The organism is Saccharopolyspora sp. NPDC000995, assembly GCF_053599315.1.
The window spans coordinates 44,765-67,635 of sequence record NZ_JBSFLZ010000022.1 but is presented as its reverse complement, the minus strand read 5'-3'; the positions used below and the strand labels follow the sequence as shown (position 1 = coordinate 67,635).

27 protein-coding genes, 1 tRNA gene and 1 pseudogene are annotated in these 22,871 nt (G+C 68.2%); 9 read left to right on the top strand and 20 right to left on the bottom strand.

Translation table 11 applies throughout. From position 1 onward, the window contains the following. Window positions 1-150: 150 nt before the first annotated feature. Complete coding sequence (locus tag ACWDKQ_RS10790) at window positions 151-447, bottom strand: hypothetical protein (protein ID WP_450138528.1); 297 nt, start codon at window positions 445-447, stop codon at window positions 151-153. Window positions 448-901: 454 nt separating this feature from the next. On the opposite strand from ACWDKQ_RS10790, the gene ACWDKQ_RS10785 reads away from it, so the two are divergent. Next, window positions 902-1,312 (top strand): hypothetical protein, encoded by a 411-nt coding sequence (locus ACWDKQ_RS10785; protein ID WP_450138527.1) that lies wholly within the window; start codon window positions 902-904, stop codon window positions 1,310-1,312. 353 nt (window positions 1,313-1,665) lie between these two features. Here the strand turns inward: ACWDKQ_RS10785 and ACWDKQ_RS10780 are convergent, their stop codons facing one another. Beyond that, a complete protein-coding gene (locus ACWDKQ_RS10780; RefSeq protein WP_450138526.1) occupies window positions 1,666-2,067 on the bottom strand; it encodes an SSI family serine proteinase inhibitor in 402 nt (133 codons plus the stop codon). Between the two features lie 706 nt (window positions 2,068-2,773). Between ACWDKQ_RS10780 and ACWDKQ_RS10775 the strand changes: the two genes are divergently transcribed. Further along, complete coding sequence (locus ACWDKQ_RS10775; RefSeq protein WP_450138525.1) at window positions 2,774-3,070, top strand: hypothetical protein; 297 nt, start codon at window positions 2,774-2,776, stop codon at window positions 3,068-3,070. Between the two features lie 132 nt (window positions 3,071-3,202). On the opposite strand, the gene ACWDKQ_RS10770 is transcribed toward ACWDKQ_RS10775, so the two are convergent. From ACWDKQ_RS10770 to ACWDKQ_RS10740, 7 genes are all read right to left on the bottom strand, one after another. Then, window positions 3,203-3,502 carry a hypothetical protein gene (locus ACWDKQ_RS10770; protein WP_450138524.1) on the bottom strand — a complete coding sequence of 100 codons (300 nt, stop codon included), beginning with the start codon at window positions 3,500-3,502 and terminating at the stop codon, window positions 3,203-3,205. A gap of 305 nt (window positions 3,503-3,807) precedes the next feature. Then, window positions 3,808-4,332, bottom strand: coding sequence for an RICIN domain-containing protein (locus ACWDKQ_RS10765; RefSeq protein WP_450138523.1), 525 nt, complete (start codon window positions 4,330-4,332; stop codon window positions 3,808-3,810). Window positions 4,333-5,145: 813 nt separating this feature from the next. Continuing rightward, window positions 5,146-5,217: transfer RNA gene (locus tag ACWDKQ_RS10760), tRNA-Val, on the bottom strand. 162 nt (window positions 5,218-5,379) lie between these two features. Then, window positions 5,380-5,487: a DUF4177 domain-containing protein gene (locus ACWDKQ_RS10755; RefSeq protein ID WP_450138522.1), complete on the bottom strand. Its 108-nt coding sequence runs from the start codon at window positions 5,485-5,487 to the stop codon at window positions 5,380-5,382. 65 nt (window positions 5,488-5,552) lie between these two features. Then, on the bottom strand, window positions 5,553-5,861 hold the full coding sequence (locus tag ACWDKQ_RS10750) for an SH3 domain-containing protein (protein ID WP_450138521.1): 309 nt from the start codon (window positions 5,859-5,861) through the stop codon (window positions 5,553-5,555). Window positions 5,862-6,100: 239 nt separating this feature from the next. Further along, window positions 6,101-6,325, bottom strand: coding sequence for a hypothetical protein (locus tag ACWDKQ_RS10745; RefSeq protein WP_450138520.1), 225 nt, complete (start codon window positions 6,323-6,325; stop codon window positions 6,101-6,103). A 109-nt stretch (window positions 6,326-6,434) separates the two neighbouring features. Beyond that, entirely contained in the window at window positions 6,435-7,655 is a 1,221-nt protein-coding gene (locus tag ACWDKQ_RS10740; protein ID WP_450138519.1) for an NADP-dependent isocitrate dehydrogenase, read from the bottom strand. 202 nt (window positions 7,656-7,857) lie between these two features. On the opposite strand from ACWDKQ_RS10740, the gene ACWDKQ_RS10735 reads away from it, so the two are divergent. The 3 genes from ACWDKQ_RS10735 (at window position 7,858) to ACWDKQ_RS10725 (ending at window position 9,735) form a co-directional block, all read left to right on the top strand. Next, window positions 7,858-8,688: a metal-dependent hydrolase gene (locus ACWDKQ_RS10735; protein WP_450138518.1), complete on the top strand. Its 831-nt coding sequence runs from the start codon at window positions 7,858-7,860 to the stop codon at window positions 8,686-8,688. A 333-nt stretch (window positions 8,689-9,021) separates the two neighbouring features. Further along, on the top strand, window positions 9,022-9,450 hold the full coding sequence (locus ACWDKQ_RS10730) for a hypothetical protein (RefSeq protein ID WP_450138517.1): 429 nt from the start codon (window positions 9,022-9,024) through the stop codon (window positions 9,448-9,450). An 84-nt stretch (window positions 9,451-9,534) separates the two neighbouring features. Beyond that, window positions 9,535-9,735 (top strand): DUF1918 domain-containing protein, encoded by a 201-nt coding sequence (locus tag ACWDKQ_RS10725; protein WP_450138516.1) that lies wholly within the window; start codon window positions 9,535-9,537, stop codon window positions 9,733-9,735. 421 nt (window positions 9,736-10,156) lie between these two features. On the opposite strand, the gene ACWDKQ_RS10720 is transcribed toward ACWDKQ_RS10725, so the two are convergent. Next, window positions 10,157-10,705 carry a TetR-like C-terminal domain-containing protein gene (locus ACWDKQ_RS10720; RefSeq protein ID WP_450138515.1) on the bottom strand — a complete coding sequence of 183 codons (549 nt, stop codon included), beginning with the start codon at window positions 10,703-10,705 and terminating at the stop codon, window positions 10,157-10,159. Here ACWDKQ_RS10720 and ACWDKQ_RS10715 point away from each other — a divergent pair. Beyond that, window positions 10,698-11,477 carry a zinc-binding dehydrogenase gene (locus ACWDKQ_RS10715; protein ID WP_450138514.1) on the top strand — a complete coding sequence of 260 codons (780 nt, stop codon included), beginning with the start codon at window positions 10,698-10,700 and terminating at the stop codon, window positions 11,475-11,477. The two genes, ACWDKQ_RS10720 and ACWDKQ_RS10715, sit on opposite strands and share 8 nt — an antisense overlap. Window positions 11,478-11,565: 88 nt before the next feature. After that, the gene (locus tag ACWDKQ_RS10710) at window positions 11,566-12,402 is read left to right on the top strand and encodes a DUF4253 domain-containing protein (RefSeq protein WP_450138513.1); all 837 of its coding nucleotides are present in this window, start codon (window positions 11,566-11,568) and stop codon (window positions 12,400-12,402) included. Between the two features lie 711 nt (window positions 12,403-13,113). Here the strand turns inward: ACWDKQ_RS10710 and ACWDKQ_RS10705 are convergent. After that, the gene (locus tag ACWDKQ_RS10705) at window positions 13,114-13,575 is read right to left on the bottom strand and encodes a VOC family protein (RefSeq protein ID WP_450138512.1); all 462 of its coding nucleotides are present in this window, start codon (window positions 13,573-13,575) and stop codon (window positions 13,114-13,116) included. Continuing rightward, the gene (locus tag ACWDKQ_RS10700) at window positions 13,572-14,198 is read right to left on the bottom strand and encodes a DinB family protein (protein ID WP_450138535.1); all 627 of its coding nucleotides are present in this window, start codon (window positions 14,196-14,198) and stop codon (window positions 13,572-13,574) included. The genes ACWDKQ_RS10705 and ACWDKQ_RS10700 overlap by 4 nt, the downstream gene beginning before the upstream one ends. Window positions 14,199-14,216: 18 nt before the next feature. Here ACWDKQ_RS10700 and ACWDKQ_RS10695 point away from each other — a divergent pair, with 18 nt between their 5' ends. After that, window positions 14,217-15,176, top strand: coding sequence for a helix-turn-helix transcriptional regulator (locus tag ACWDKQ_RS10695; RefSeq protein WP_450138534.1), 960 nt, complete (start codon window positions 14,217-14,219; stop codon window positions 15,174-15,176). 146 nt (window positions 15,177-15,322) lie between these two features. On the opposite strand, the pseudogene ACWDKQ_RS10690 reads toward ACWDKQ_RS10695, so the two are convergent. The 5 genes and pseudogenes from ACWDKQ_RS10690 to ACWDKQ_RS10670 all read right to left on the bottom strand — a co-directional run. Next, a pseudogene (locus ACWDKQ_RS10690) lies at window positions 15,323-15,507 on the bottom strand (UTRA domain-containing protein); the annotation flags it as partial. Window positions 15,508-15,646: 139 nt separating this feature from the next. Further along, complete coding sequence (locus tag ACWDKQ_RS10685) at window positions 15,647-15,940, bottom strand: DUF3017 domain-containing protein (RefSeq protein WP_010315983.1); 294 nt, start codon at window positions 15,938-15,940, stop codon at window positions 15,647-15,649. 51 nt (window positions 15,941-15,991) lie between these two features. Next, the gene (locus ACWDKQ_RS10680; protein WP_450138511.1) at window positions 15,992-16,843 is read right to left on the bottom strand and encodes a bifunctional methylenetetrahydrofolate dehydrogenase/methenyltetrahydrofolate cyclohydrolase; all 852 of its coding nucleotides are present in this window, start codon (window positions 16,841-16,843) and stop codon (window positions 15,992-15,994) included. Window positions 16,844-16,849: 6 nt separating this feature from the next. Beyond that, window positions 16,850-17,323, bottom strand: a complete 474-nt coding sequence (locus ACWDKQ_RS10675; protein WP_450138533.1) for a DMT family transporter — start codon at window positions 17,321-17,323, stop codon at window positions 16,850-16,852. A gap of 106 nt (window positions 17,324-17,429) precedes the next feature. Then, the gene (locus ACWDKQ_RS10670) at window positions 17,430-18,617 is read right to left on the bottom strand and encodes an MFS transporter (protein ID WP_450138510.1); all 1,188 of its coding nucleotides are present in this window, start codon (window positions 18,615-18,617) and stop codon (window positions 17,430-17,432) included. Between the two features lie 350 nt (window positions 18,618-18,967). Here ACWDKQ_RS10670 and ACWDKQ_RS10665 point away from each other — a divergent pair, with 350 nt between their 5' ends. Continuing rightward, window positions 18,968-21,481 carry a glycohydrolase toxin TNT-related protein gene (locus tag ACWDKQ_RS10665; RefSeq protein WP_450138509.1) on the top strand — a complete coding sequence of 838 codons (2,514 nt, stop codon included), beginning with the start codon at window positions 18,968-18,970 and terminating at the stop codon, window positions 21,479-21,481. A gap of 67 nt (window positions 21,482-21,548) precedes the next feature. Here ACWDKQ_RS10665 and ACWDKQ_RS10660 read toward each other — a convergent pair whose 3' ends face one another. From ACWDKQ_RS10660 to ACWDKQ_RS10650, 3 genes are all read right to left on the bottom strand, one after another. Further along, entirely contained in the window at window positions 21,549-21,752 is a 204-nt protein-coding gene (locus ACWDKQ_RS10660; RefSeq protein WP_450138508.1) for a DUF397 domain-containing protein, read from the bottom strand. 24 nt (window positions 21,753-21,776) lie between these two features. Then, window positions 21,777-22,421, bottom strand: a complete 645-nt coding sequence (locus ACWDKQ_RS10655; protein ID WP_450138507.1) for a DUF5753 domain-containing protein — start codon at window positions 22,419-22,421, stop codon at window positions 21,777-21,779. Window positions 22,422-22,620: 199 nt separating this feature from the next. Further along, complete coding sequence (locus tag ACWDKQ_RS10650; RefSeq protein ID WP_450138532.1) at window positions 22,621-22,794, bottom strand: group II intron maturase-specific domain-containing protein; 174 nt, start codon at window positions 22,792-22,794, stop codon at window positions 22,621-22,623. Window positions 22,795-22,871: the final 77 nt, after the last annotated feature.

The window sequence follows — 22,871 nt, the reverse complement described above, 5'->3', positions numbered from 1 at the left end:
CGAGCGCTACAAGCACCTCGTCGGCACCGAGATCGAGCTCCCGCTGACCGGCCGCAAGATCCCGGTCGTCGCCGACGAGCACGTCGACCCGGAGTCCGGTCGGCACGCTCTCAACTCGACGCTCCGGGCTGCCGGTGCCCGGGTTGGGCGTCAGTCCTCGTCGTACGAAGTGGCTTCGGCGTCGCCGCCGACGCCGTTGCCGCCGTTACCGGCCGAGCAGGACCCCTCACCCTTGCCCAGGACACCGACACCGATGCCGCAGATGAGGTTCACGCCGATGCCACCGTTGCCACCCTTGCCGTTGCCGCCGTGGGCCTCGGAGGAGGTCACCGAGTGGTCGTCCTTCTCGTGACCCTTGCCGTGCCCGCCAGCAAAGGCAGGCGAGCCCATCGCCAGCATCGCGGCTGCGGCAGCGGTAACACCGAGAAGACGAATCGAAGTACGCATTACTTAGCTCCCATCCATGTTCGGACATTGCCGAGCCGGCTTGTTCCCGGAATTTCGGGATTGGGGGGTGCGCCGACCGGCAAGAGAAACGTTGCCATCGATATGGGGGTCCGGCATGTCGGGCCACACCAAAGAGAATCACTCGCCACTCTTGCGGATGCACGACTACGCAGCGTCGGACTCTACTTCGGACAACTCAACTGATCAGATGAGGCAAATGCGACTGCCGACAAAAGGATCAGGACGTAGAATCCCGCGATCCCGATCACAAAATGATCAAGTAGAGACTCGAAAACCACTGCTCAATAAGGATTTTACGCAACCCGATCAGTGTGAACTGGTCGAGTCTGTTCGCCCGTTTGGATCAACAAAGAGCCGCCCGCGCGCACATCGCACGAGCCACCCCTAGCCTTTTTGCTGATTCCGCCACGAACGTCGTTTCAGGAGGCAAGTCATGGAAATTCGCCGCAAGACGGCGGTCGTGCTGGCCGCGCTCGGGACGCTGACCACCGGGGCCTCGGTGGCAGCCGCAACCGCCTGGGCCGGACCACCGCTGCACGTGGAGGTGGGCGAAGCCCAGTGCCTGCGCACCGCAGACCTGCCCATCATTGGGAAAGTGCTGAAAGATGCTGCGGTACAGCAGAATCTCACCACGGTGCGGCTGGCATTCCGGAGCGCGACCAATGACCGTCAGACGGTTGCGTACTCCGTGGCAGTGGACGGAAACGTGCGGGCCAGCGGCTCAGTCAGCGGTGGCGGCGTGTCGATCAACAGCGTCACCGTCGCCAACAACGGAAGCTCCCGGCTCGTCGTGACGACGGGTCCCACGGTCGTCGTCGACCGCACCATCACTGGACACTGCTAGGACAGGTGCCGGAATCATCTCGGGGAGCGGGAACAGTCCCGCTCCCCGACTTGTTTTGCCGTGCTCATCCGTAGTGCCGCGACCACCCGATCCCGGAAATGGATCAGTGGCTTCACCGAGGAGCCGGTGAAGCCACTGCGAGAGTGCGGCGCAGGCGGACCTGAGGGCCAGAGTCGCACCCTCCAACATGCGATCCCGCCTTGGTTCCGCCGCGCGGCGTGCGCATATGGACCACGGGCGGCGACTTTTACGCTGCACTCCCCGTCTTTCGGCAATCCATGGGGTGTGGCGAAGACATCAGAAGCGCGCTCCGGCAGATGTCCCGACCGGTCGGCGCTCGGCGATTCGTGCGCTCAGAAGGCGAATACCGAACCGGTCGCGGCCTTCAGCTCGCAGGGATTGGCCAGCAATACCTGGTAGCCGACCGGTTGGCCGCGCCAGGTCCCCTCCGCGGATGCGGTGGTCTGCCGGCTTTCCTTGGTGCAGTTCTTCGGCTGCCCCGGGTCCAACCGCTCGAACTTCCCTTCAACCTGGTGCAATTCGTCACATGCGACGGACGCCCGCGGGTGGTCCCCGCTCGCCGGGTCGCAGTTCAGGGTGACAGTCCGGGACTCCTGGGACTCCGTCACCGTCAGTTTGAGCGTGCTCTGTTCCGCGTCTTCGCCGGACGCGGCCGCGGCAAGCCCTGGAACCAGCACCACCGCAGCGAAGAAAACGCCGACGACACCGCGGCCGAGCAACCGAGATTCGGTCATTTCGTGCATCCTCCGTCCTGGCCGGAATGGAAACCCCCGTCTTCCTTACCGCACCCGGAACGACCTCTCCGTGTGAGCCGGAAACGATCACCGATCGGATTCCCTCGAAGCGCTGATCATCACCACCAGCCACCAATGAGCCCCTGATTCGTCCCCGGAAGATCTACGTCGACTGTAGGCGACGATCCGACCCGGCGACGGAACCAGGCACCTGACGACGCCGGGTAGCTCCCATTAACTCGCCAGCGTTTCAGCCCGACGATAAGCGACGGAATTTCACGTAGATTCGTCCACTAATTGAGTTCGACTCGGCGCTTCGGTGTCGATCATCCGCAAATCGAATGCAGCGCACGGGCGACGAACGGAACGTAGTCACGATCCGACACCAAACGGGCTGCGGTCGCCGAACGCGTGATCGTTTCCGGTGCCGCCGTACGACGAACTGCTGCACAACGCAGCGTGTTGCCCCGGAAGAAGATCCTCATCCGGTGCGCCGCACCGTGCATATACCGATGGAGATCATCAGATGAGGTGAGCAACCGAAATCTGAGGTTGCGGGAAGATCGGGCAGCGCTATGTTTTAGGGGACCCCGCTACGGCAGGGTTTCAAAACCCGATGGGAATCCACCGCCATTCGACCCGACAAAGGCGGCCGACGATTCCTGCGGTGTCATTCGACAAATCAGTACGAAGGGGAATATTCGTTATGCGTTCTGCCAAGCGCGTCATCGCTGCTACCGCCCTGGGCCTTCCCATCCTGCTCGGCGCTCCGGGAATGGCGCTCGCCGACGGCGGCCACCACAAGGGATGGCCGACCATCTCCGACAACCAGCTCCAGAACCAGGACCAGGACGCCAACACCGAGCAGGCCAACCTCAACAAGCCGACGCAGTACACGTTCAACGTCGGTAGCGGCGAGGCGAACTCGGTGAGCTGGAGCAACCAGGACAACGACGCCGACACCGACCAGAGCGCGGCGGCCTGGCAAGCGGACGAGGACTGACGGCAGCGGCCCCCTCGCTGCCGCGGTTCAACCGCACCATGAAAGGGCTTGGCCCGGCGATTCCCTCGCCGGGCCAAGCTCTTTTAATGTTCCTTCATATCCGCCACCACTGATCGTGCGCCTGAGCCGACCCTAGTCGTCGATGTCCATCTCGCCCTCGGTCTGCTCGGTGCCGTTGACGTTGTTCTGCTGGGTAAAGGTCATCGCCGCCTGCTCGCCCTTGCTGTTGTGGCTGATCTGCGTGATGGGCGAGACGTTGATGTTGTTCTGCACCGTGTGGTTCTGCGCGCTCTGCTCCTGGGTCTCCTTCACGATCCAGGAAGCCTTCACCGGGTGCCCGTTCCCCTGCGCGGCCAGAGCCGTACCCGACACCCCGAGCAGCAGCGGCATCCCCACAGCGGCGGCAGCGAGCACGCGCTTCGCAGTACGCATCAACTGATTCCCTTCGTAGACCGACTATTTCCGCACTGTTCCTGATCCCCGCAGCGATACTGGAAATGCACATCGCCTTCGGGTTTCGCGGAATCCACACCCCCGAAAAGGGGCACCAGAAATCTACCGGTGAAACGACATTCGGTGGCAAGTAAAACTTCGGTGATCACACCATGTAGTGATCACCGTTGGGCGATACGGCTTTCGCCGATTCGAGCATGAAGAAGCCCGCTGGTCCGACGACTGCTCGTCGGACCAGCGGGCCGCTGCACTTCTCCGGCCCCAACGGGGCCACCGTGATCAGATCAGAAGCCGAACCGGAAGACGTGCCCGGACTTGGCGGTGCTGGACCCGTTCAGGTCCCAGCGCGGTTCGAGCTTCAGCCAGCTCCCCGCGGGGGAGTTCGGCTGATCCACGGACACCGCCAGGTCCGGCGTCGCCCGCGGGCTGATGACGTAACCGGCCGCGCGCTCCTCCAAGACCCAGCGCTGGCTCGGACTTCCGGGCAGGCACGGCACGGCGAGGACCTCCGGCCCCCACTGCAGGTTGGCCTGCGCGCACCGGTTCGTCTGCTGGTTCCGGATGGTCACGCTGCCGTCGTACTGGTTCGACACGACCCACTTGTCAGCGTCACCGAACACGCCGAACGGGGCAGCCTTGATCACCGGGTCGCCACCGAAGTCGGCCCAGCGGGAACCGTCGACCGCGCTGGTGATCTCCGTGCTGAATCCAATGGGGGAAGGAGCCGACGCAGCCTGGGCACCGGCCGGCACGAGGGAAACCGCCGCCAAGGCACCGAGGGCACCCAGCATCCAGCGAGCACGCTTCATTACTACCCCTCCATACAGAATGTTTTTCGGGAATGGCGATCGGTTTTCCGACCATCCGATATGGATCTCTACCAGCACCGGAATGAAAGTTCGCACCGGGTCACTATAATGAGTGGTCGATCAGTGAATTCGGTAACGACAACTAGATCAAAGCGGATAACAGTCCTCAATGGAACCGTTTCGGCAACGGACCAAAACTGAGAAAATTGACTTTCATTTCAGGTTAAGACATCGGGCGCAACACCTCGTCCACGACCGACAGGAGCCACCGCGCGGCCCAGGTCCCCAGTGGACACCCGACCGAGGGGTGATGCGGTCGGGCCGAAGCCGAAAAGGTCATCAGGAATACCGGATGCCGAGAAGCCCCGGCCCAGCAGGTCGAAGGAGCGCAGCCCGGCCTACGCGCCCGCCGTGGTCGCGCCACAGCGGGCTGGAACGAGTGCGTCTTCGCCGCGAGGGAAGTCTCCGACGTGATCACCCCGAGCGACCGGTGGACGTCGTAGATGTAGAACTCCATCCACTTTGCTACCGCCCAACAGAACCGAATGCGGGGCAACCGTGCTTCTTGGCGAAGATTTTCGCAACGCCGCGCCCGCGTCATGAGCCCGTGCTGCGCCGGCGGTCCGGCCGCGGCTCGTCCGGCCTGAACCAACGCAGTCAGCCGAATGCGGCCTGCCATCGTGAGAGCCGGACAAACTTACGTTCCGCGAGCCCGACGTCCTCGAAGTCCACAATGGACACTTGTCCCCGTCCGGAGAACCGAAAGCCCCCGTCGACGTGGCGTCGAAAGGGGGCTCCGAACTGCGATTTCGGTGCGCGATACTGGGATTGAACCAGTGACCCCTACCGTGTCAAGGTAGTGCTCTCCCGCTGAGCTAATCGCGCCGAGCGGCTCGGCCGCTTGCAGGCACCAGCTTAGCGGAGCCCCCAGCTCGGCCGTCCACCACCCCGCCCTCACACCTGGCGCTCGAAGGTGACCAGCAGCCCCTCGACGCCACCCGGGCCCAGCCGGCCCTTGACGTCCGCACCGGTGATCGCCTTCAGCTGTCAACCGTCGGCGGCGTGGTCGTTGAGGACTCGCTCCAGCTTGTCGCCGGACATCTTGCCGCCGAGCCACTTCTCGCGGAGCTCCACGACCTTGTACTGGTACGGCATCGGCTCTCCCCGTCAGCGCGAACACGTGTCATGGGGTGAACGATGCGCGGCCGCCGCGGGTTCCGTCAGGGGCCGCAGGTGCTGTCCGGCGCTGTGGCCAAGAACTCGGTGGCGGCCCAGCGCGCGTCGCCGAGATCGCGGAAGCCGCCGACCACGTTGGGCGTCGCGGCCACCTCCGCGCCCTGGCGCAGCTCGCCCACCCGGGCATTCACGGAGCTGGGACCGGAGCGGACGTTGAGCACGTCGGCGGTGACCCGGAAGGTGCACGGCTCGGGTCCGCCGAATCCGCTGCCGGCCTGTCCGGTGCCGATCAAGTAGCTCACCCCGAGGACACCGGCGCCGATGAGCAGCAACGAGCGGGGCAGCAGGAACATGGCATACCTCCCTGGTCGACCACGGTCGTCCAGGACACAGCGTCCGACGCCGGAAGTGGCGACGGAACCCGGAGCACCCGTCGGCACGCCCGGTTCAACACCTCGGGTGTCGCCCGCCCGGCGTTCGAGCGCGGGCTGTAGCCCGGTTGAACCGCTCGAATGACCGCACGATTCAAGGACCTCGCGTTGGACACGCTGCACGACCAGACGCAGGCGGACTGGTGGTGCAGGGCGCTCGACTAGGTCCGCCGGGACCAGCAGACCGGCACCGCGGAACGCCCCGCCGAGTGGCCGGTGCCGATCGTCGACCCGGCCGGCGTCGGGCTGCTGATCTGGCTCAACGCGGTGCCGGAACCGATGAGCGGCAAGAACCGGAAGCACCTGGACGTCATCGGCGACCGCGATGGCTCGCCTTGGGCGCCGCCCCGGGCCGCGCCCGCGACGCCCGAGATCGACTGGGACATCCTCGCCGCCCCGAGGGCAACGAATTCTGCGCCTTCGCCCCCTGACACCCGGAAAAGGCGAGACGCCGCCCCCCGCGAGGGGGACGGCGTTCTCACCAGGTTCCGAAGATCAGCGGTCGGCCATCTTCTTCTGGAGGTTCTCGTCCAGCGCCGCGAGGAACTCCTCGGTGGTCTGGAACGCCTGATCGCCGCCGACGAGCAGCGCCAGGTCCTTGGTCATCTTGCCGCTTTCTACGGTCTCGATGACGACCTTCTCCAGGGTGTCGGCGAAGCCGACGACCTCCGGGGTCGAGTCCAGGTTGCCGCGGTGCTGCAGGCCCCGGGTCCAGGCGAAGATCGACGCGATCGGGTTCGTCGAGGTCGGCTTGCCCTGCTGGTGCTGGCGGTAGTGGCGGGTCACCGTGCCGTGTGCGGCCTCGGCCTCCACCTTGCCGTCGGCGGTCATCAGGACCGAGGTCATCAGGCCCAGCGAGCCGAAGCCCTGCGCCACGGTGTCGGACTGCACGTCACCGTCGTAGTTCTTGCAGGCCCAGACGTAGCCGCCCTCCCACTTCAGAGCGCTGGCGACCATGTCATCGATCAGCCGGTGCTCGTAGGTGATGCCCTTGGCGTCGAACTCGGCCTTGTACTCGTTGTCGAAGATCTCCTGGAACACGTCCTTGAACATGCCGTCGTAGGCCTTGAGGATCGTGTTCTTGGTCGACATGTAGACCGGGTAGCCGCGCTCGAGCCCGTAGCGAAGAGATGCGCGCGCGAACTCCTCGATGGACTTGCGGTAGTTGTACATCGCCATCGCGACGCCGCCGTCCGCACCGAACTTGGCGACCTCGAACTCGATCGGCTCGCCACCGTCCTCCGGGGTGAAGGTGACGGTGACGGTGCCCGGGCCGGGGACCTTGAAATCGGTGGCCTTGTACTGGTCGCCGTGCGCGTGACGGCCGATGACGATCGGCTTCGTCCAGGTCGGCACGTAGCGCGGGATGTTGGAGATCACGATCGGCTCGCGGAAGATGACGCCGCCGAGGATGTTGCGGATCGTCCCGTTCGGGCTCCGCCACATCTTCTTCAGACCGAACTCCTCCACGCGGGCTTCGTCCGGGGTGATGGTGGCGCACTTCACGCCGACGCCGTGCTTGGCGATGGCGTTGGCCGCGTCGACCGTGACCTGGTCGTCGGTGGCGTCCCGGTGCTCGATGCCGAGGTCGTAGTAGTCGAGGTTGATGTCCAGGTACGGGTGGATCAGCTTGTCCTTGATGAAGGACCAGATGATCCGGGTCATCTCATCGCCGTCGAGCTCGGCTACGGTGCCCTGGACCTTGATCTTGCTCATGTGGCGGGGTGCTCCTCTCGCGAGAATGCAAGCGGTACAAGCGTACTGCTATCAGCCTCGATTGTGCCCTGTCTCCGTCGCCCACCACCACCCGCGCGGACGCGCGATGCGCCACTAGTTCGTGATGCCGAACCCGTGGCGTGATCTTCTAGGCTCGACACCTGATCGAGCGATCTTTGGTTGGCCGAACTTGGAGGGGCCCGTGGCGACCGGACCGACACACGCGATGAGTGGTGTCGTCGCTTGGGCGGCAGTGACCGCCCTGGCCGACACGCACGCGATGGGGCAATTATCCCCGAAGACCTGGGTGGTCGGCGCAACGCTTTCCGCCGGGGCCGCATTGCTGCCCGACATCGACCACCCCAAGTCGACGGTGGCCAGCACTTTCGGCCCGGTCTCGCGCGGCGCATCGGCAGGCATCAGCAGCTTCAGCGGCTTCATCTACCGCCTGACCCGCACCAAACACGACAGCGACCGGGAAGGCACCCACCGCGGCTTCACCCACACCGTCATCTTCGCGCTGCTCGCCGGGCTGATCACCACGGCGATCATGCAGACCAGCGAGGGCGCCGCGCTCGGCGTGCTGATGTTCTTCTTTGCCGGGCTCGCGGTCCGCGGGCTGCTGCACACCTGGTCCTCCGGCAAGGACGCGCTGCTAATCACCGTCGCCTCGGTGCTGCTCACCATCGCCTGCTGGGCCTGGGCCGACGACCAGCCCACCAACGCCGCAGCCTTCGGGGTGGCGGTGATGATCGGCTGCATCGCGCACTTTATCGGCGACGCGATCACCGAGCAGGGTTGCCCGATGCTCTGGCCGGTGCCGCTGAGCGGCATGACCTGGTACCCGGTCGCCCCGCCGAAGGCGCTGCGGATGAGGACCGGCGGCAAGGTGGAGATGGTGCTGGTCGGCCCGGGCCTGACGATCGCCGCCGTGGTGCTGAGCGCGGTCGCCCTCTACCGCATCGGCGCGACCCCATGGCTCTCCCAGTTCGACCTGCCGCACGAGATCACGGCCTGGCTCGCCCCGTCCTGACCCGGCGCGAGCCTCCCTGGGTGGGAGCGGAACGGACCGTTCGCGCAGTCAGGAGTCTGTTGCAAAATTACGCCCACTACCGTCCGCGACCGATCGGTTACGCCGAGATGGCGTGGCGGACGAACTGCGGCGATCGAGACTGCATTTGGTACTTCGGTTCAGCCGTTTTCGTCGAAAACGCAAGGGACTCTCAGGTGGCACGAACAGGCCGTTCACTTCGAATCGCGACGTCGGGCGCCACAGGATGCGACATTTCGCCCATCACTCGTTCCGGGGCCGATAGGGTACAAGAGCGGCAATCACACCGGCGCCGCCCGAAGCCCCGGAGGGAAGATGCGAGCTCGAAAGCGGTTCGTGGTGTCAGCGCTGTCGTTGCCGCTGCTGTTCGGCCTCGCCGCGTGCGGCGAAGTCCAGGAAGCCCGGCAGAACCTGCAGAATGCCGACGAGCAGCTCCGGCAGGCGCAGGACAACCTGGACGCGGCGTCGGCCTGCCTGCGGGCGATCAACGTCGCGAGCTTCATGCCCAACTTCGCCGACCCGAAGCAGGCGCAGGCCGACGCGCAAGCAAAAGCCGAGGAACTGCGCCAGCTGGTCGAGCAGACGGCCGACCAGACGCTGCGGCAGAACCTGATCGACGTCCAGCAGTCCGTGCAGCAGGTCGCCTCCGGCGAGATCACGCTGGAGTCGAGCGCGGAGTGGACCAGCACCCAGCTCGAGAAGTACCGGCAGGTGACCACCACCTGCTCGCAGATCGGCAACTGACGAAGCGGTCCTTCACCTCCGCGACTCACCCGATGCGCGGTGTGGCCTCGGTCATCTAGTCTGGGACCGCGGAGGTGATGGGTGATGAAAGCAGCTGTAGGCGACCAACTGCACGTGCACAGCAGGCACATCGACGAGGCCGACAAGCTCGCCGAGATCCTGGAAGTCCTCGGCGAGGACGGCGCCCCGCCGTACAAGGTGCGGTTCAGGGACGGCCACGAAGGCCTGGTGTACCCGGGCGGCGATTGCTCGATCGAGGCGCCCCGTCCCCGCGAGGGGGACTGACCCGCAAATCGCGGCAAGCGGACTGCGTAGGCGGCGGGCACGACCGCTGCTCGCCGTCAGGCGAACGGGGCATGCACAGCTCGCGTCGCCGCAGGTCCACGATGCCCGCCCTTCGGGGTCCCCGACGTCCCGGTGGAAATCGCACTCGCCCGCGGCGAGCGCGTCGGCCGGGCTGCAGAGGCTGTTGGGAATGAGCTGGCTGAAGCGAACGGACCATTCGTGCCGCCTATCGAGGTGAGCAGGCCGTTCGCTTCACCCCAGCAACCCGGAACCTGCGTCAGGTCGATGAAGCGAACGGACCATTCGCGCCATCTACGGCCGTGAGCAGGCCGTTCGCTTAAAACCACTTGGAGGCAGCTCCACACCCCTCCCGCTAGGGCAGCCGCCAGAACCTCCCGGCAAACGAGTTCGTGAACAGCCTCTACTGCCAGGGCTGGGCGAGGATCGACTCCACCTCCGCCCGGAACAACGGCTCCGGATCGACGCACATGGCGACGAACTGCCCACCCACCTCCAGACTGACCAGGCCGTGCATGCGCGACCACGCACGTAGCCCGCGTTGCAGCACAGCCGGCGGTGCGGCCGGCCCGCCGCGCAGCTCGCGCCAGGCCGTCAGCTGCCGATCCAGGACCGTGCGCTGCCCGGGTTGGCCGTCGGGGGCCAAGTCCGCGAACACGTCGAGGAGCGGCCGGAACGCCCGGTCGGCGAGGTCGATGGTGAGTTCCGGGGCTCGGAAGCCCGGCACGGGCGTGCCGAACAGCAGCAGGTACCGGTGCGGCTGCTCCAGGGCCCACGCCCGGAACCGCGCGGCGAGTTCGCGGAACCTCGTCGCGGGCGCCTTCCGCCGGTTCGCCTGCACTACGTCGTCCATCGCGTCGCCGAGGTCCCGGTAGGCGTCCACGATCAGATCCGTCAGCAGCGCGTCCCGGTTCTCGAAGTACCGGTAGAGCGCGGGGCCGGTGATGCCCATCCGCTTCGCGATCGCGTTAACCGAGATCCCCTCCGGCCCCGTGCGCGACAGCGAACTGGTTCCCGTGCCCGATGGCATCGACGCCGAGTCAGCGGTCTCGGTGGTGCTCAACGGCGTCACGGCCTGGCAGTTGCTGCACCGCGCGGCGAAAGTCCGACGTGGACAGACGGTGCTCGTGCACGGCGTCGGCGGCGGGGTCGGCATCCTGCTGGCCCAGCTCGGCGTCGCCGCCGGGGTCCGCGTGATCGGAACGGCCTCCGTTCGTCGGCACGAAGCGCTGCGGGATATCGGGGTGGAGCTGATCGACCACCGCACCGAGGACGTCGGGAGCCGCGTCGCGGAGCTCGCGCCCGGCGGCGTGGACGCGATCTTCGACCCGCTCGGCCCGGCGAGCCTGGATCGGTCGTGGCGACTCCTCGCGCCCGGCGGCTCCCTGCACGCCTACGGCAGTTCGGCGACGCTGCACGACGGCGGGCCATGGTGGCTGCCCTACCTCGGCCTGGGGCGGCGGCTCGCCGGCTGGGAGCTGGCGCGGCTGTTCGGGCGCACGGGCGGCCGCCGGATGCGCATGTACTACGTCAAGCCCAACACCGAAGTTCCGGACGGATCTCGCGGAGCTGCTCCGAATGGTCGCCAGTGGACAGTTGCGGCCCCTGGTCGCCTCTCGGCTGCCGCTGGAATCCGCGGCGCGCGCCCTGGACTTGCACATGGCGGGGGCACCGAGACCGGGCGAATCGTGCTCGTCCCCGGCCTTTCGCCGGATCGCGCCTAGGCCTCGCGCGCGCACCGCCGCGGAAACAGGTCCAGGCCTGCCTCTAAGGTGGTCCGCGACGAGGGGCGTTTGGCTAGGAGGCGGTGAAGTGTTGCGAGACGACCGGCAAGCGGGGGCTCCTGCCGACCTGTCCGCTGTTTTCGGCACCAGTGCAGCGGTTTCCGTCCCGCTACCGCCAGGTGAGGTGCTGACCGAGCAGACCGCTCTCAGCGACAACCCCACCCCGCTGTGCTGGATCAGCGACGCCGCCCCGGTGCCGCAGCTGATCGCCGCCCTCCGAGCCGAGCACCGCCTCACCGGCCTGTGGCCGCTGCTGCTGTGCGACAGCGACGAGGTCTACGGGGAGCGGTGCACCGTCGGTGTCGTGCCGCCGGAACCGCTCGAGCACATCGACCGCTGGCGGGTCGTCGACGTGATGGTCCGCATCTGGGACGGCCTGGTGCAGGCCGACGACGACCTGGGGCCCGCGTACGACCTGGAAGTGCTGGCCCCGTTCGACTACGCGTGCCCGGGGCCGGCGCGGGGCGGGAACCTGCTGGCGGACCCGGATGTCCTGGCCAACCAGCAGTTGCCGCGCTTCATCGACGCCGACACCCGGCTCGCGCTGGTCCCGGTTCAGCGCGGCGCGGACGTGCTGACGGCGTTGGGCTGGTCCGGCGCGGCGAACCACGTGTCGCGGACGGCGGGGCTTTCGGCGATGGCCCGCAGCTGGGAGGAGCGCTTCGGGGCGCGCTTGTTGCGCCTCGGCCCGGACCGGCTCGACCTGAGCGTGGCGGCGCCTCCGCAGGACCCGGAACACGCCGCAGCGGTCGCCGCGGAGCACTGGACCTTCTGCCCGGACCGGATCATCCAGGAGACGGGCACCATCGGGGCCTACGCCCAGGAGATCCGCGGCCGTCGCACCTGGTCCTTCTGGTGGGAGTAGCCCGGGCTGACGTTTCGGCTGCTATCTATCCGCCGTGAGTGGTTTTCGGTGCTGCCAGCAGCTCGTCCAGGAGTTCGCCGAAGATGCCGCCGGTCTCCGGTGGCCACAACGGCGGCAGCGTCGGGCCGAAACCGCTGATCGCCCGCTCAAACTGGGCGAGCGAGATGTCCGCTCTTCAGATCGAAGCGGCCACTATCAGCGCAGTCAGCTGTCAGTCGCAGGTACGACGCAACCGGTGAAGGTCCACGATGGACTGAGGCTAACCGGCGGGCTCGCACCGTCTCGGCGATCGCGGCGGGCTCGGTCTGCGTCGGAGAGCCCGCCGGTTGGGCTCGGTGTGCGGGTTCGCGCACGACGCCCCTCCCTTGGTCTGCCCCCGTTGCGGAACGCTGCGGCATTGCCGTCGGCGGGCAGGTCGATCGGCCACACGTCGTGATCCACACCCGGCGGACACCGAGCGGACTGCCAGGTGTTGAACATCTCCATGCGCACGGCGACGACCGTTCAGGGACCGAGGGCGGTCGCCAATGGCTTGATTTCGTCGTTGCGGCAGAGGTAGCCAAAAAGTGCCCGCTGGGAAGCGGCGGGAATTCCCGAATGTGCTCGCGCAACGCCTCAATAATTGGCGTCGCAAGCCCGACCCATTGGTCGTCGCGCCCATTCTTCGCGCCGATGCGCTCGGTTCCATCCTGGCGTAGCGTTGCCGGCTGATCAGTCGAGGCAGAACTCGTTGCCCTCGGGATCGGCCATAACGATGTGCCCGCCGCCCAGCGGAGGAGCGGGCTCGTAGCGACGCACCCGCATCGCTCCCAGCGCGACGAGCCGGTCGCACTCGGCCTCCAGCGCCGCCATCCGCTCCTCCCCCTGCAGTCCGGGAGCCGCACGGACGTCCAGGTGTACGCGGTTTTTGGCGACCTTGTCCTCCGGCACCTGCTGGAAAAACAGCCGCGGGCCGTGCCCGTCCGGGTCCTCGATGGCCGACCTCGTGTTGCGCTGCTCCTCCGGTACGCCGGCCTGCGCGAGGAAGTCGTCCCACGCGGCCAGCGGGTCGGCGCCCTCGGGCAGGTCGACTCCGGGCGGGCTGGGGTGGACGTAGCCCAGCACGTCGCGCCAGAAGGACGACAGCGCCCGAGGGTCGTGGGCGTCGAAGGTGATCTGAGTGTGGCGGCTCATCGGGTACCTCCAGTCGCAGCCGGTTTAGCGTGCAAGTAGAGGTCGCGCAGCAGGCAGACCTCGGACAGGTGGTGGATCAGCTCGCGGTTGATGTGCAGCACCAGCGCTGGCAACGGACGCTCGGCGTGCGGCCCCTCCGCCTCCCCGCACGGGGGCGCGAGGCCGGTTTCACCGAGAGACTCCACCCCAGCCAGCCACATGGCGTACTCCGCATCGAGCTGGGCCAGCGCCTCGGCCGCGGTCGCTGCGTACTCGAACGACTGGTAGCCGGTGGGCGCGCGACCGAAGTGCGCGGCGCTGCGCACCGCGAGCACACCGACGATCACGTGCCCGAGCCGCCAGGCGATCGTCGTGAACGGCGACGGGTCTGGCTCCGGCATCGCGAAGTCGATGGTCATCGCGCCTGACCCGGCCTGCACCGGTGCGGCGCCGGTGCCACGCGGGCGAACGCTCCAGCAGTCCGGCGCCGGCTCCCAGAAGTACTCGTCGTCGGTGAGGCCGTCGAGACGATCGCGCAGCTGGTTCGCCCAGTGCCAAGCGAGCTGCTCTCGGAGCAGGAGGTTCCAGGTCCGTCGGTCATGGACCGAGCCTCCCGCAAATAGCGGACAGGATCGTTCCGCGATCTGTGCAACGATAAGCGCGTGACCGTCGAGTCGACGACCGAGCGGGTGCTGCGAATGCTGGCGCTGCTGCAGAGGCGGCCGTCCTGGACCGCCGCCGAGCTCGCCGCCGAGCTCGGGGTCACCGACCGCTCGGTGCGCCGGGACGTGGAGCGGCTGCGCGCGCTCGGCTACCCCGTGCAGGCGACGGCAGGCGTTGGCGGCGGCTACCGGCTCGGCGCGGGCACCCGGCTGCCGCCGCTGCTCCTCGACGACGAGGAAGCGATCGCGACGGCGGTGTCCCTGCGGTTGGCGTCGGGGGGCACGGTCGCCGGGGCGGGCGAGGCCGCGCTGCGGGCGCTCGCGAAGCTCGACCAGGTGATGCCGCCACGGCTGCGCGCCGAGGTGCGGGCGGTGCACGGCGCCACCGAGACCCTTGTCGGCCCCGGGGTCGAGATCGACGCGGAGCTGCTGGTGACGCTCGCGCGGGCCTGTCGCGACACCGTGCGAGTGCGGTTCCGGTACGCCGGCCGCGACGGTGGGGAGAGCGAGCGCACGGTCGAACCGGTACGGATGGTCACCACCGGCCGCCGCTGGTACCTGATGGCCCGGGACATCGACCGCGACGACTGGCGCACCTTCCGGCTGGACCGGATGCGCGAGTTGGTGGCGACTACCTGGCGATTCCGGGCGGGGGAGCATCCAGACCCGGTCGCCTACGTGCAGCGGTCCGTGACCGAGGCGCCGTACCGGTACCTCGCCAGGGTGCGGGTGCACGCCCGGCCCGACCGGGTGCGGGAGCTGGTGCCGCCCCAAGTGGGGCGCGTCGAGGACGATCGCGACGGGTGGTGCGTGCTCGTCGTCGGCGGGGAAGACCTTGACCGGCTCGCCGTGCACGTGGCCCGGCTGGGCTTCGAGGCGGAAGTGCTGGAGCCTCCAGAGCTGCGGGAGGCCGCCGCCCTGCTCGCCCGCCACCTCGCGGCGATGGCCCAGACCAGCTGACGGGACGGCGCCCGGCTCACCGTCACCTGCCAACCGCGCGACGCGGAGCTGTACGCGACCCTCGCGTCGAACACCGAAGTCAGACGGTGGCGCGGTCGCAACACCTGGCAGCGGGAACCCGGCTGAGAGAAGCAGTTCCAGTCGCGGAGGCGGGTGACGAAGCTGAAGCGGTCGCCGCGGAACAGGGAGCGGACCCGCTCGATCGGCTCGCCGTCCGGGGTTCACGACGGCCGGCGCAGCAGGATCATCGGCGTCGCCGGGTGAAACCGATCAGCAGCGCCTCGCGCGGCGTCGCGAGCACCGTCTCGATGCGTTCCTCGGCTTCGACGAACCGCAGCGCGGCACCCTCGCCCAGCTCCTCGACGAGTTCGAGCAGCTCCATCTTCACCGCGTAGTAGCGCGAAATCCGGCCGTCCTCGGGAATTCCGGCGCGAACCAACTGATCCGCCCGGTAATCGAATCGCAGGCGCTCAGCCCAGCAGCCCGCCCTTGATGGTCATCGCCACAGCGATGATGACCAGCCCGAACCCGCTGTAGAGCAGGACGTCCACGGCTCTGCTGCGGATCGCCAACAACCCTGCCCGCTCCTGCGGGACCATGCCGCGCATCGCCGCCGCGACCAGCAGCGCAACACCGAGCAGCACCGAACCCCGCCGCCAATGCCCCAGGGCGATCAGCAGGAGCCCGATCAGCACGCCCAGCAGCACCAGGCCGAACGGCACGTGCACCGAAAGGCGCGACCCGTCGCCGAACCGTTCGCTCACGCCGTTCCTCCCGTGGTGATGGACTCGAACCGGGGGCACCCCCGGCACGGATCAGCCGACGTTGCGCTCCGCCGCCTCGACGACGTTGGTCAGCAGCATCGCGCGGGTCATCGGCCCGACCCCGCCGGGGTTGGGCGACACGAACCCTGCGACCTGCACGACGTCCGGGTGCACGTCCCCGGCCAGTCCGGCGTCGGTGCGGCTCACGCCGACGTCGAGCACCGCCGCGCCCGGCTTGACCATGTCCGAAGTGATCAGGTGCGGCTTGCCCGCTGCCGCGATGACGATATCCGCGCGGCGCACCTCCTCGGCGAGATCCCTGGTCCCGGTGTGGCAGAGCGTGACCGTGGCGTTCTCGCTGCGCCGCGTGAGAAGCAGGCCGATCGGGCGGCCGACGGTGATGCCGCGGCCAACGACCGCGACCTGCGCACCGTTTAGCGGCACGTCGTACCGGCGTAGCAGCTCAATGATCCCGCGCGGGGTGCACGGCAGCGGTGCCTCCTCGCCGAGCACCAGGCGCCCCAGGCTGATCGGATGCAGCCCGTCCGCGTCCTTCTCCGGCGCGATGAGCTCAAGCAGCGGCCCGGCATCGAGGTGCTTGGGCAGCGGCAGTTGCACGATGTAGCCGGTGCAGGCCGGGTCGGCGTTGAGCTCGTCCAGCACCGCCTCGACGTCGGCCTGGCTGACGTCGGCGGGCAGGTCCTTACGGATCGACTTGATGCCGACCTTGGCGCAGTCGTTGTGCTTGGCGCGCACGTAAGACTGCGAGCCTGGGTCATCCCCGACCAGCACCGTGGCCAGCCCTGGTGCGTGCCCCTGCTCGACGAGCCGGGCGACCCGGGGCCGCAGCTCGTCGAAAATCGCGTCCTTAGTGGCCTTGCCGTCCAGAATCGTCGCGCTCACGGCTGTTCATCGTGGCAGACGGCGCGCGGACCATCCCGCCCGGTCCGGCATTATCGCCACGCCGACGGCCACCAACGCGAGCAGCACGCCGAGCAACGTGGACGTCGAGATGCCCGCACCGGAGGCCGGGGCGACACGCCGAGCAGCAGCGCGCCGACCAACTGACTGGCGATCATTCCGGTCCACCACGAGCCCGCTGCTGGCCTGCCCGGCCACCACCGCGACGGTGAACATCGCGACGCCAAGCGCGGTCGCCGCCATTGCCTGCGTGAACACCAGATATCCGCCGCACACGCCCCGAGGCACTGCCAGGGCCGCAGACCATCTGGTTTGCGCAGCACGGTGCGGACGTTCCGCCAGCCACGCCGCGCCTGCGCCGACCACGAAAGTCGCCGCCACGAGCACGACGAAACCGCACAGGAACGAGATCAGCCCGGCGGCGATCCAGTCGTCCATCCGCGCCCCGCGCGTGCCGCTGATCCGTGCCTGTTGGCAAGCTGCACCCCGACCCCGGTCGCCCCGAACATGCCGAGCACGCGTTCCCGGGGCTTCGTCCGGTCATGCGTTCGCCGCACGGAAGCAGCAGTCACTTAACCGCAGTCTGCTCCGGCTCCGGGCGCGCACGCGATGCCCGAACACTGTGACGTATGACAAACCCGAAGCCCAGCAACGCCAATCCGGCCGCCGCCGCGGCAGCCGCCGCCGGGCCGGAGATGTCGAGCATCCAACCCGCCAGCGGGGCGGCCAGCCCGCCGCCCAGCGTCGTCGCGCTGGCCATCCAGCCGAACGCCTCGCTGCGCCGCTCGACCGGCGCCAGGTCCGCCAGCCGCCCGTTGCAAGCGGCCAGAGTCGGCGCGATCGCGGTGCCCCCGACCAGCAAGATCGCACCGACCAACCACGGCGAACCCGGATCGGCGATCGGCGGCAAAGCGGGCACCAAGGCGGCGAGCCCGAGCGCGGCGAGCAGGACGCGCAGCCAAAGCCGCGGGCGCGCCGCGAAACCGCCCGACACCAGGCCACCGGCCAGCGAACCGACCGCCCACACCATGGCCAGCAGCCCCGCCAGCTCCGGTGCGCCCCGCTCACGGGCCCAGCCGACGAGCACCAGGTCCACCGCGATCAACCCGCCGACCAGCAGCGCGAAGAACAGCAGCAACGACGTGAAACCCGGCACTCGGAACAACGACCCGGTCTTGCCGGCACCGCTCGCGCCCTCCCCCGGCGCCTCGCGCATCCCCGCGCGCAACAGCGAAGCAGCGAACATCGCCGCACCGAGAGCCGCCCAGGCCGCGCAGGACAACATCGCGGCGACCGGACTCCAAGCGGCCACCACCAACGTCGCCAGCATCGGCGTGATCACGAACAGCAGCTCCTGCAGCGTCGCCTCCACCGCGAAGGCCGCCTCCCGCGCCGGACCGTCGGTCAGCCGCGGCCAGATCGCCCGACCCACCTGCGTGATCGGCGGGTGCGACAGCCCGGTGAGCAGCGCCACCGGCAGCATCAGCCACCACTGCGCCGGATCCACCCAGCGCGACACCACGACCATCGCCGCCATCCCGAGCCCGGAACCCAGCCCGGTCACCACCAAGAGCCGCGGCGCCGAGCTGCGATCGGCCGCCCGGCCGCGCAGCGGTCCGGCGATGGCCTGACCTGCCGTGACCGTCGCCCCGATGGCGCCGCCGATGGCGTACGACCCGGTCCAGTCGACGACCAGGAAGGCCAGCACCATCGCCAGGGCCGGCATGTGCAGGCGCCCGAGCAGGCTGAACGCCATCAAGCTCGACGCATGCGGGACCGCCGCCAGAAGTCGATAAGGACGCAGCACACGACTCACTCTGGCGTCTGGCACGCCCGTACCGCTACCGAATTTCGTCGACCATCCGCCGCAGCCTCACCACCGCTGGGCCCGATCCACCTGGTGGTGTGATGTTCATCCGGCCGCCCAGCAGGCAGGCTCTCGTGACGAGATCACCGCGGGTAGTGATGAGGATCTTGGAAGTGAGCACGTGTCCTGGAGCAACGGCACGGAACTCGCCCACAACTCACATGACCGGGCACGCGTCGAGTAGCGTCTTGGCCGGGGTGGAGTCGGGTTGCCTCGTCGAGAGGGGGAGGATGTCGCCCATGTCGCGTCCGACAGCGATCAGTCCAGAAGAGCAGGAGCAGATCGCCCGCAGGATCGGGGTTCTGCTGTTACAGGGCGCTCCCGAGGACTGGCAGGAGATCACGGTGGAGTACCGCGCCACCGGTGAGTACCACGACCTGCTGGGTGAGGTGGCCGCGCAAGACGGCAGTTCCCGCCCCTGGGAGCCGCCGACCGAACTGCAGGAGATCTTCGAGCGCCTGCGCGAAGGCATGTACCGGCCCGACGTGGGCACCTGGCTCAGCGCTCTCTACGTCGTAGAACGTCCATCGAGCTATCGGATCGACATCAACTTCGATTCCGAGCCCCTCTGGCAGCGCCCGCTGCCGCGCGCCGCGTACGTCGACGAACTGCGTCGCTACCCGCGCGCCGAGGAGAACGTCCCGGACTGGATGCGGGAGCGCTTCGACGGCACGCCTGCCCATATCTCCGAAGCACCGACCGCCGAGCAGTCGGCCGTGGAGCCGCCGGTCGCTGAGGCACCGGTGGTCGAACCCGCAGCCACCGAACCCGCAGCCCCCGAGCCGGTGGACGCCGAACCCGCTATCGCCCAGGCGCCGATCCCGGAGCCGGGGATCGCCGACCCAGTCGACGGGTTCCAGGTGGCCAACGTCTTCGACGACTACGACGAGCAGGGCCGCCCAGTGGTCACCGACCGCCAACCGGTCCCTACCGCGGACGTCGCGGCGCTGCGCCAGTACCTGGAGAACGCCCCTGTCGTGCTCGCCTCCCGCGAGAACGAAGAGGACCAGCTCGACCCGGAGCGCGCTGCCGCGGTGCCGGGCACCTGGCACACCGATGGCACCTGGCTATGGCCGGGCGCCATCGCTTTCTACCTGACGCAGTACGGGGTGCCACCGGAAGCCGAACTCGTCGAGCACATCCGCGCCCGCGGCTTCCAGCTCGTCGAGGTCGACGACGCCACCCGCGACGCGGCCGTCAGCGAGCTCCTCGACCAGCCCGTCGGCGAACTCGACAACGAACTCGACAACGAGCTGGAGACCTCGTCCGCCAGACCAGAGCCCATTCCGGAGCCAGACTTCGTCGAGCCCGAGGAGGAGCGCGCCGAGCCGACCGGCGGATCCCGGCACGTGCTCGACGAGGCCGAAGCGCCCGACACGCACGAAGTGCTGGCCAAGCTGCACGACCGGCTCACCGACCACCGGGTGGACGGTGCCGGCTACCGCATCGGTAGCCACAGCCCGGACGCCCGCTGCCTGATCGAGGACGGCGCGGACTGGGTTGTAACCGCCGGCTCCGACGGCGGCGAGGAAGTCCGGTTCGCCCGCGTCGACCACGCCGCCGCGTACCTGCTGGGCAGCCTCCTGATGGACCGGCCCGCCACGGCTGCGGCGCCGGGCCCCGCCCCGGTGACCGACCTGCCGCAACGCTTCGCTCCGGAACAGGCCGACCTTCCGCAGCGCTCGGCGCTGGGTGCCTCCGACTTGCCGCAGCACGCGACCCCAGAAGTTCCCGACTTGCCGCAGATCTCGGCGCCAGGAGTTCCGGACTTGCCGCAGCGCTCTGCGCCAGGAGTTCCGGACTTGCCGCAGCGCTCTTTGCCAGAAGTTCCGGACTTGCCGCAGCGCTCTTTGTCGGAGGTCTCTGACCTGCCGCAGCGCTCCCCGGCAGAACCGGCCGATCTGCCGCAGCGTTCGGCACCGGAACCGGAGCTCGGCGGGGCGAACCCGCTGTTCACCGCGAACCAGGAGCCGACGGGTGCGCCGCCGGAACCGTTGAGCCAGGAACCCGCGGCCCAGGCCGGGGACGACGCGACCCGGTTCCAGCCCGCATCGCGGCTGGACCGTCCCGCGCAGCCCCCGGCTGGTCCGACGGCACCGCCGTCGCCGCCGGTCGGGCAGCCCGCGCAGCCGCCCTTCGGCGGACCGGGCGCGCCGCCGCCCCTGCCGAAGCGCCAGCCGCGTCGGGAAAGCGGCGCTCCGGTGCCGCCAGGTCCTGCTCAGGGCCCGGCTGGTGGCGCGGAGCGGCGCCCGGGCCCGGGAGGACCCAGCATGGCCGGCCCGCACCGGCAGGGACCGCCGCCAGGGCCACCGCGTCCGCCGCAGGGCGGGCAGCCAGGTCAACCGCAGCCAGTTCAACCGCAGGGCGGACAGCCCCAGGGTGGGCAGCCCCAGGGCGGGCAGCAGATCCAGCCGCTCAGCGGTGAGCCGCCGCTGACGCTGTACCGGGAACGGCGGATCGTGATGTTGCAGCCGGGCACCGAACTGGACCGGTTCGGCGAGCCGAACGGCAACGTCACGTACACGATCCGCACGCCGTACACGCACCGCTCGCTGCCACCGCAATGGTCGAACCGCTCGTACTTCGCGTACCGGGTGCAGCGGCCGCTCCAAGCGCTGCGCGGCACCGCGGTGCCGTGGTTCGAACAGCCCGGTGGCGGCACGGCGTTCGTGCTCCCCGCGACGATCAGCGAACTCCTCGCGGACGGCACCCTGGCAGAAATGCCGGCCAACGACCGCCCACCCATGGAGTGACCCGATCTCATTACGAGTGAAGGGCGTCTCTTGCCAAGCAAATCGACAAGAGGCGCCCTTCACTCCTTCACCAGCGGTCGAAGCGGCCCGGCTTCACCACGGCGAGCAACCCCCGCAGGTGGGTCGAGCTCAACACCAAGGCACCCTGCTCCGGAGCCTTCGAATCCCGCTTCGCACCAATCCCCGGCACGTTCAACGTCAGCTCCACGCAAATGCGTTTCTCCGTGCTGTGCGTGCTCTTTCGACATAAATCGCTGGAAAGATCCGTCATGCCACGCTTCTCCATCAGGCGTGTTCACCGGGACGAAGCCAGGTTATCCATGGAATCCGCGGTTTCATCCGACGCAAGCGCGACGTCGGTCATCCGCTCGAAGAGCTGGATGTAGTAGTTGATGTCCGTTGGATGCTCCATCCAAACCGCGCCGCGCTGGTTCTCCAGGTAGACGGCGTCCATGTCGTCGAATCCCCCGGCAAACCGCAGCAGGTGGAACGGGCTGTGCATGCCGAGGTAGGCACCCACGTCGAACGCAACGACCTGGTTCGTGATGTTGGTTCGCTCGGCGGGCTCCAGGAGGTGGCGGATCTGGTCGAGCATGGCGTCAGTCCCGCCGCCTTTCCTGCGTAGCGCCGCTTCGTCGAGCGCCACGCGGAGCTCGTCGGGCCGTCTTCCCCATTTGACCCGGTCCTGACCTGGGCGGCGGAACTCGACTTGTTGATTGATGCTTTGCTCGGTCACCTTCGGGACCAACTCCAAGGAGGCAGCGGCGTACTCCGGCGTTAGCGGCAGGCGGATCAGCGTGTCGACCAGCGGCGCACCAATGTTGTAGCACTGGCGCAGCAGCCTCACGTTCCGCGACAGGATCGTCTGCTTACCGCGTCCGATCCGGCTGATCCTGGTGCTCGTCAGACCTGCGAACTTCGCGGCGTCTTTCAGGGTCATGTCGGCCTACTCGCGCAAATTCCGCAGCCTCGCCTACCAAGTCGGCCGAGGACGCCTCAACACTCGACGACTTCGCCAACGCCGCCCCCGCTCTCGAGGCGGATCAGACCAAGCTGGTTGCCGGACGCGAACGCAATCACCCAGCGCCCAAACGCCCGGGTACGGCGATGCTTCTTTGCGAGGAATCCCGCCAGCCGCATCACCGCATATCTCTGATCTTGTTGAAAAGCAGAGCCGAATTCCCGTAGCGGAAATACCCGGCCCAGCCGCGAAGGAAGCGGTTGACGTCCTCCACGATCGTTTCAACAGACAGCCACGTCCGACTCCGACTCCGCTCCTTAAGTTCCCGGATACGATCGCGGGCGCGCTGCATGGCCTTGTCCGCAGGCCAGCGAGTGAGGAAGGCAGCCCCTTTACCAGCAGTACGTCCCTCAGCACGCACCCACCGAT

Coding starts and splice junctions, on each gene's coding strand:
- ACWDKQ_RS10650 (WP_450138532.1), bottom strand. CDS start 22,794: ATGCAGCGCGCCCGCGATCGTATCCGGGAACTTAAGGAGCGGAGTCGG.
- ACWDKQ_RS10740 (WP_450138519.1), bottom strand. CDS start 7,655: ATGAGCAAGATCAAGGTCCAGGGCACCGTAGCCGAGCTCGACGGCGAT.
- ACWDKQ_RS10745 (WP_450138520.1), bottom strand. CDS start 6,325: ATGTCCCAGTCGATCTCGGGCGTCGCGGGCGCGGCCCGGGGCGGCGCC.
- ACWDKQ_RS10655 (WP_450138507.1), bottom strand. CDS start 22,421: ATGACCCTGAAAGACGCCGCGAAGTTCGCAGGTCTGACGAGCACCAGG.
- ACWDKQ_RS10715 (WP_450138514.1), top strand. CDS start 10,698: ATGCCCATCCGCTTCGCGATCGCGTTAACCGAGATCCCCTCCGGCCCC.
- ACWDKQ_RS10785 (WP_450138527.1), top strand. CDS start 902: ATGGAAATTCGCCGCAAGACGGCGGTCGTGCTGGCCGCGCTCGGGACG.
- ACWDKQ_RS10750 (WP_450138521.1), bottom strand. CDS start 5,861: ATGTTCCTGCTGCCCCGCTCGTTGCTGCTCATCGGCGCCGGTGTCCTC.
- ACWDKQ_RS10725 (WP_450138516.1), top strand. CDS start 9,535: ATGAAAGCAGCTGTAGGCGACCAACTGCACGTGCACAGCAGGCACATC.
- ACWDKQ_RS10705 (WP_450138512.1), bottom strand. CDS start 13,575: ATGAGCCGCCACACTCAGATCACCTTCGACGCCCACGACCCTCGGGCG.
- ACWDKQ_RS10770 (WP_450138524.1), bottom strand. CDS start 3,502: ATGCGTACTGCGAAGCGCGTGCTCGCTGCCGCCGCTGTGGGGATGCCG.
- ACWDKQ_RS10670 (WP_450138510.1), bottom strand. CDS start 18,617: ATGGCGTTCAGCCTGCTCGGGCGCCTGCACATGCCGGCCCTGGCGATG.
- ACWDKQ_RS10720 (WP_450138515.1), bottom strand. CDS start 10,705: ATGGGCATCACCGGCCCCGCGCTCTACCGGTACTTCGAGAACCGGGAC.
- ACWDKQ_RS10755 (WP_450138522.1), bottom strand. CDS start 5,487: ATGCCGTACCAGTACAAGGTCGTGGAGCTCCGCGAGAAGTGGCTCGGC.
- ACWDKQ_RS10730 (WP_450138517.1), top strand. CDS start 9,022: ATGCGAGCTCGAAAGCGGTTCGTGGTGTCAGCGCTGTCGTTGCCGCTG.
- ACWDKQ_RS10765 (WP_450138523.1), bottom strand. CDS start 4,332: ATGAAGCGTGCTCGCTGGATGCTGGGTGCCCTCGGTGCCTTGGCGGCG.
- ACWDKQ_RS10660 (WP_450138508.1), bottom strand. CDS start 21,752: ATGACGGATCTTTCCAGCGATTTATGTCGAAAGAGCACGCACAGCACG.
- ACWDKQ_RS10775 (WP_450138525.1), top strand. CDS start 2,774: ATGCGTTCTGCCAAGCGCGTCATCGCTGCTACCGCCCTGGGCCTTCCC.
- ACWDKQ_RS10790 (WP_450138528.1), bottom strand. CDS start 447: ATGCGTACTTCGATTCGTCTTCTCGGTGTTACCGCTGCCGCAGCCGCG.
- ACWDKQ_RS10665 (WP_450138509.1), top strand. CDS start 18,968: ATGTCGCGTCCGACAGCGATCAGTCCAGAAGAGCAGGAGCAGATCGCC.
- ACWDKQ_RS10780 (WP_450138526.1), bottom strand. CDS start 2,067: ATGACCGAATCTCGGTTGCTCGGCCGCGGTGTCGTCGGCGTTTTCTTC.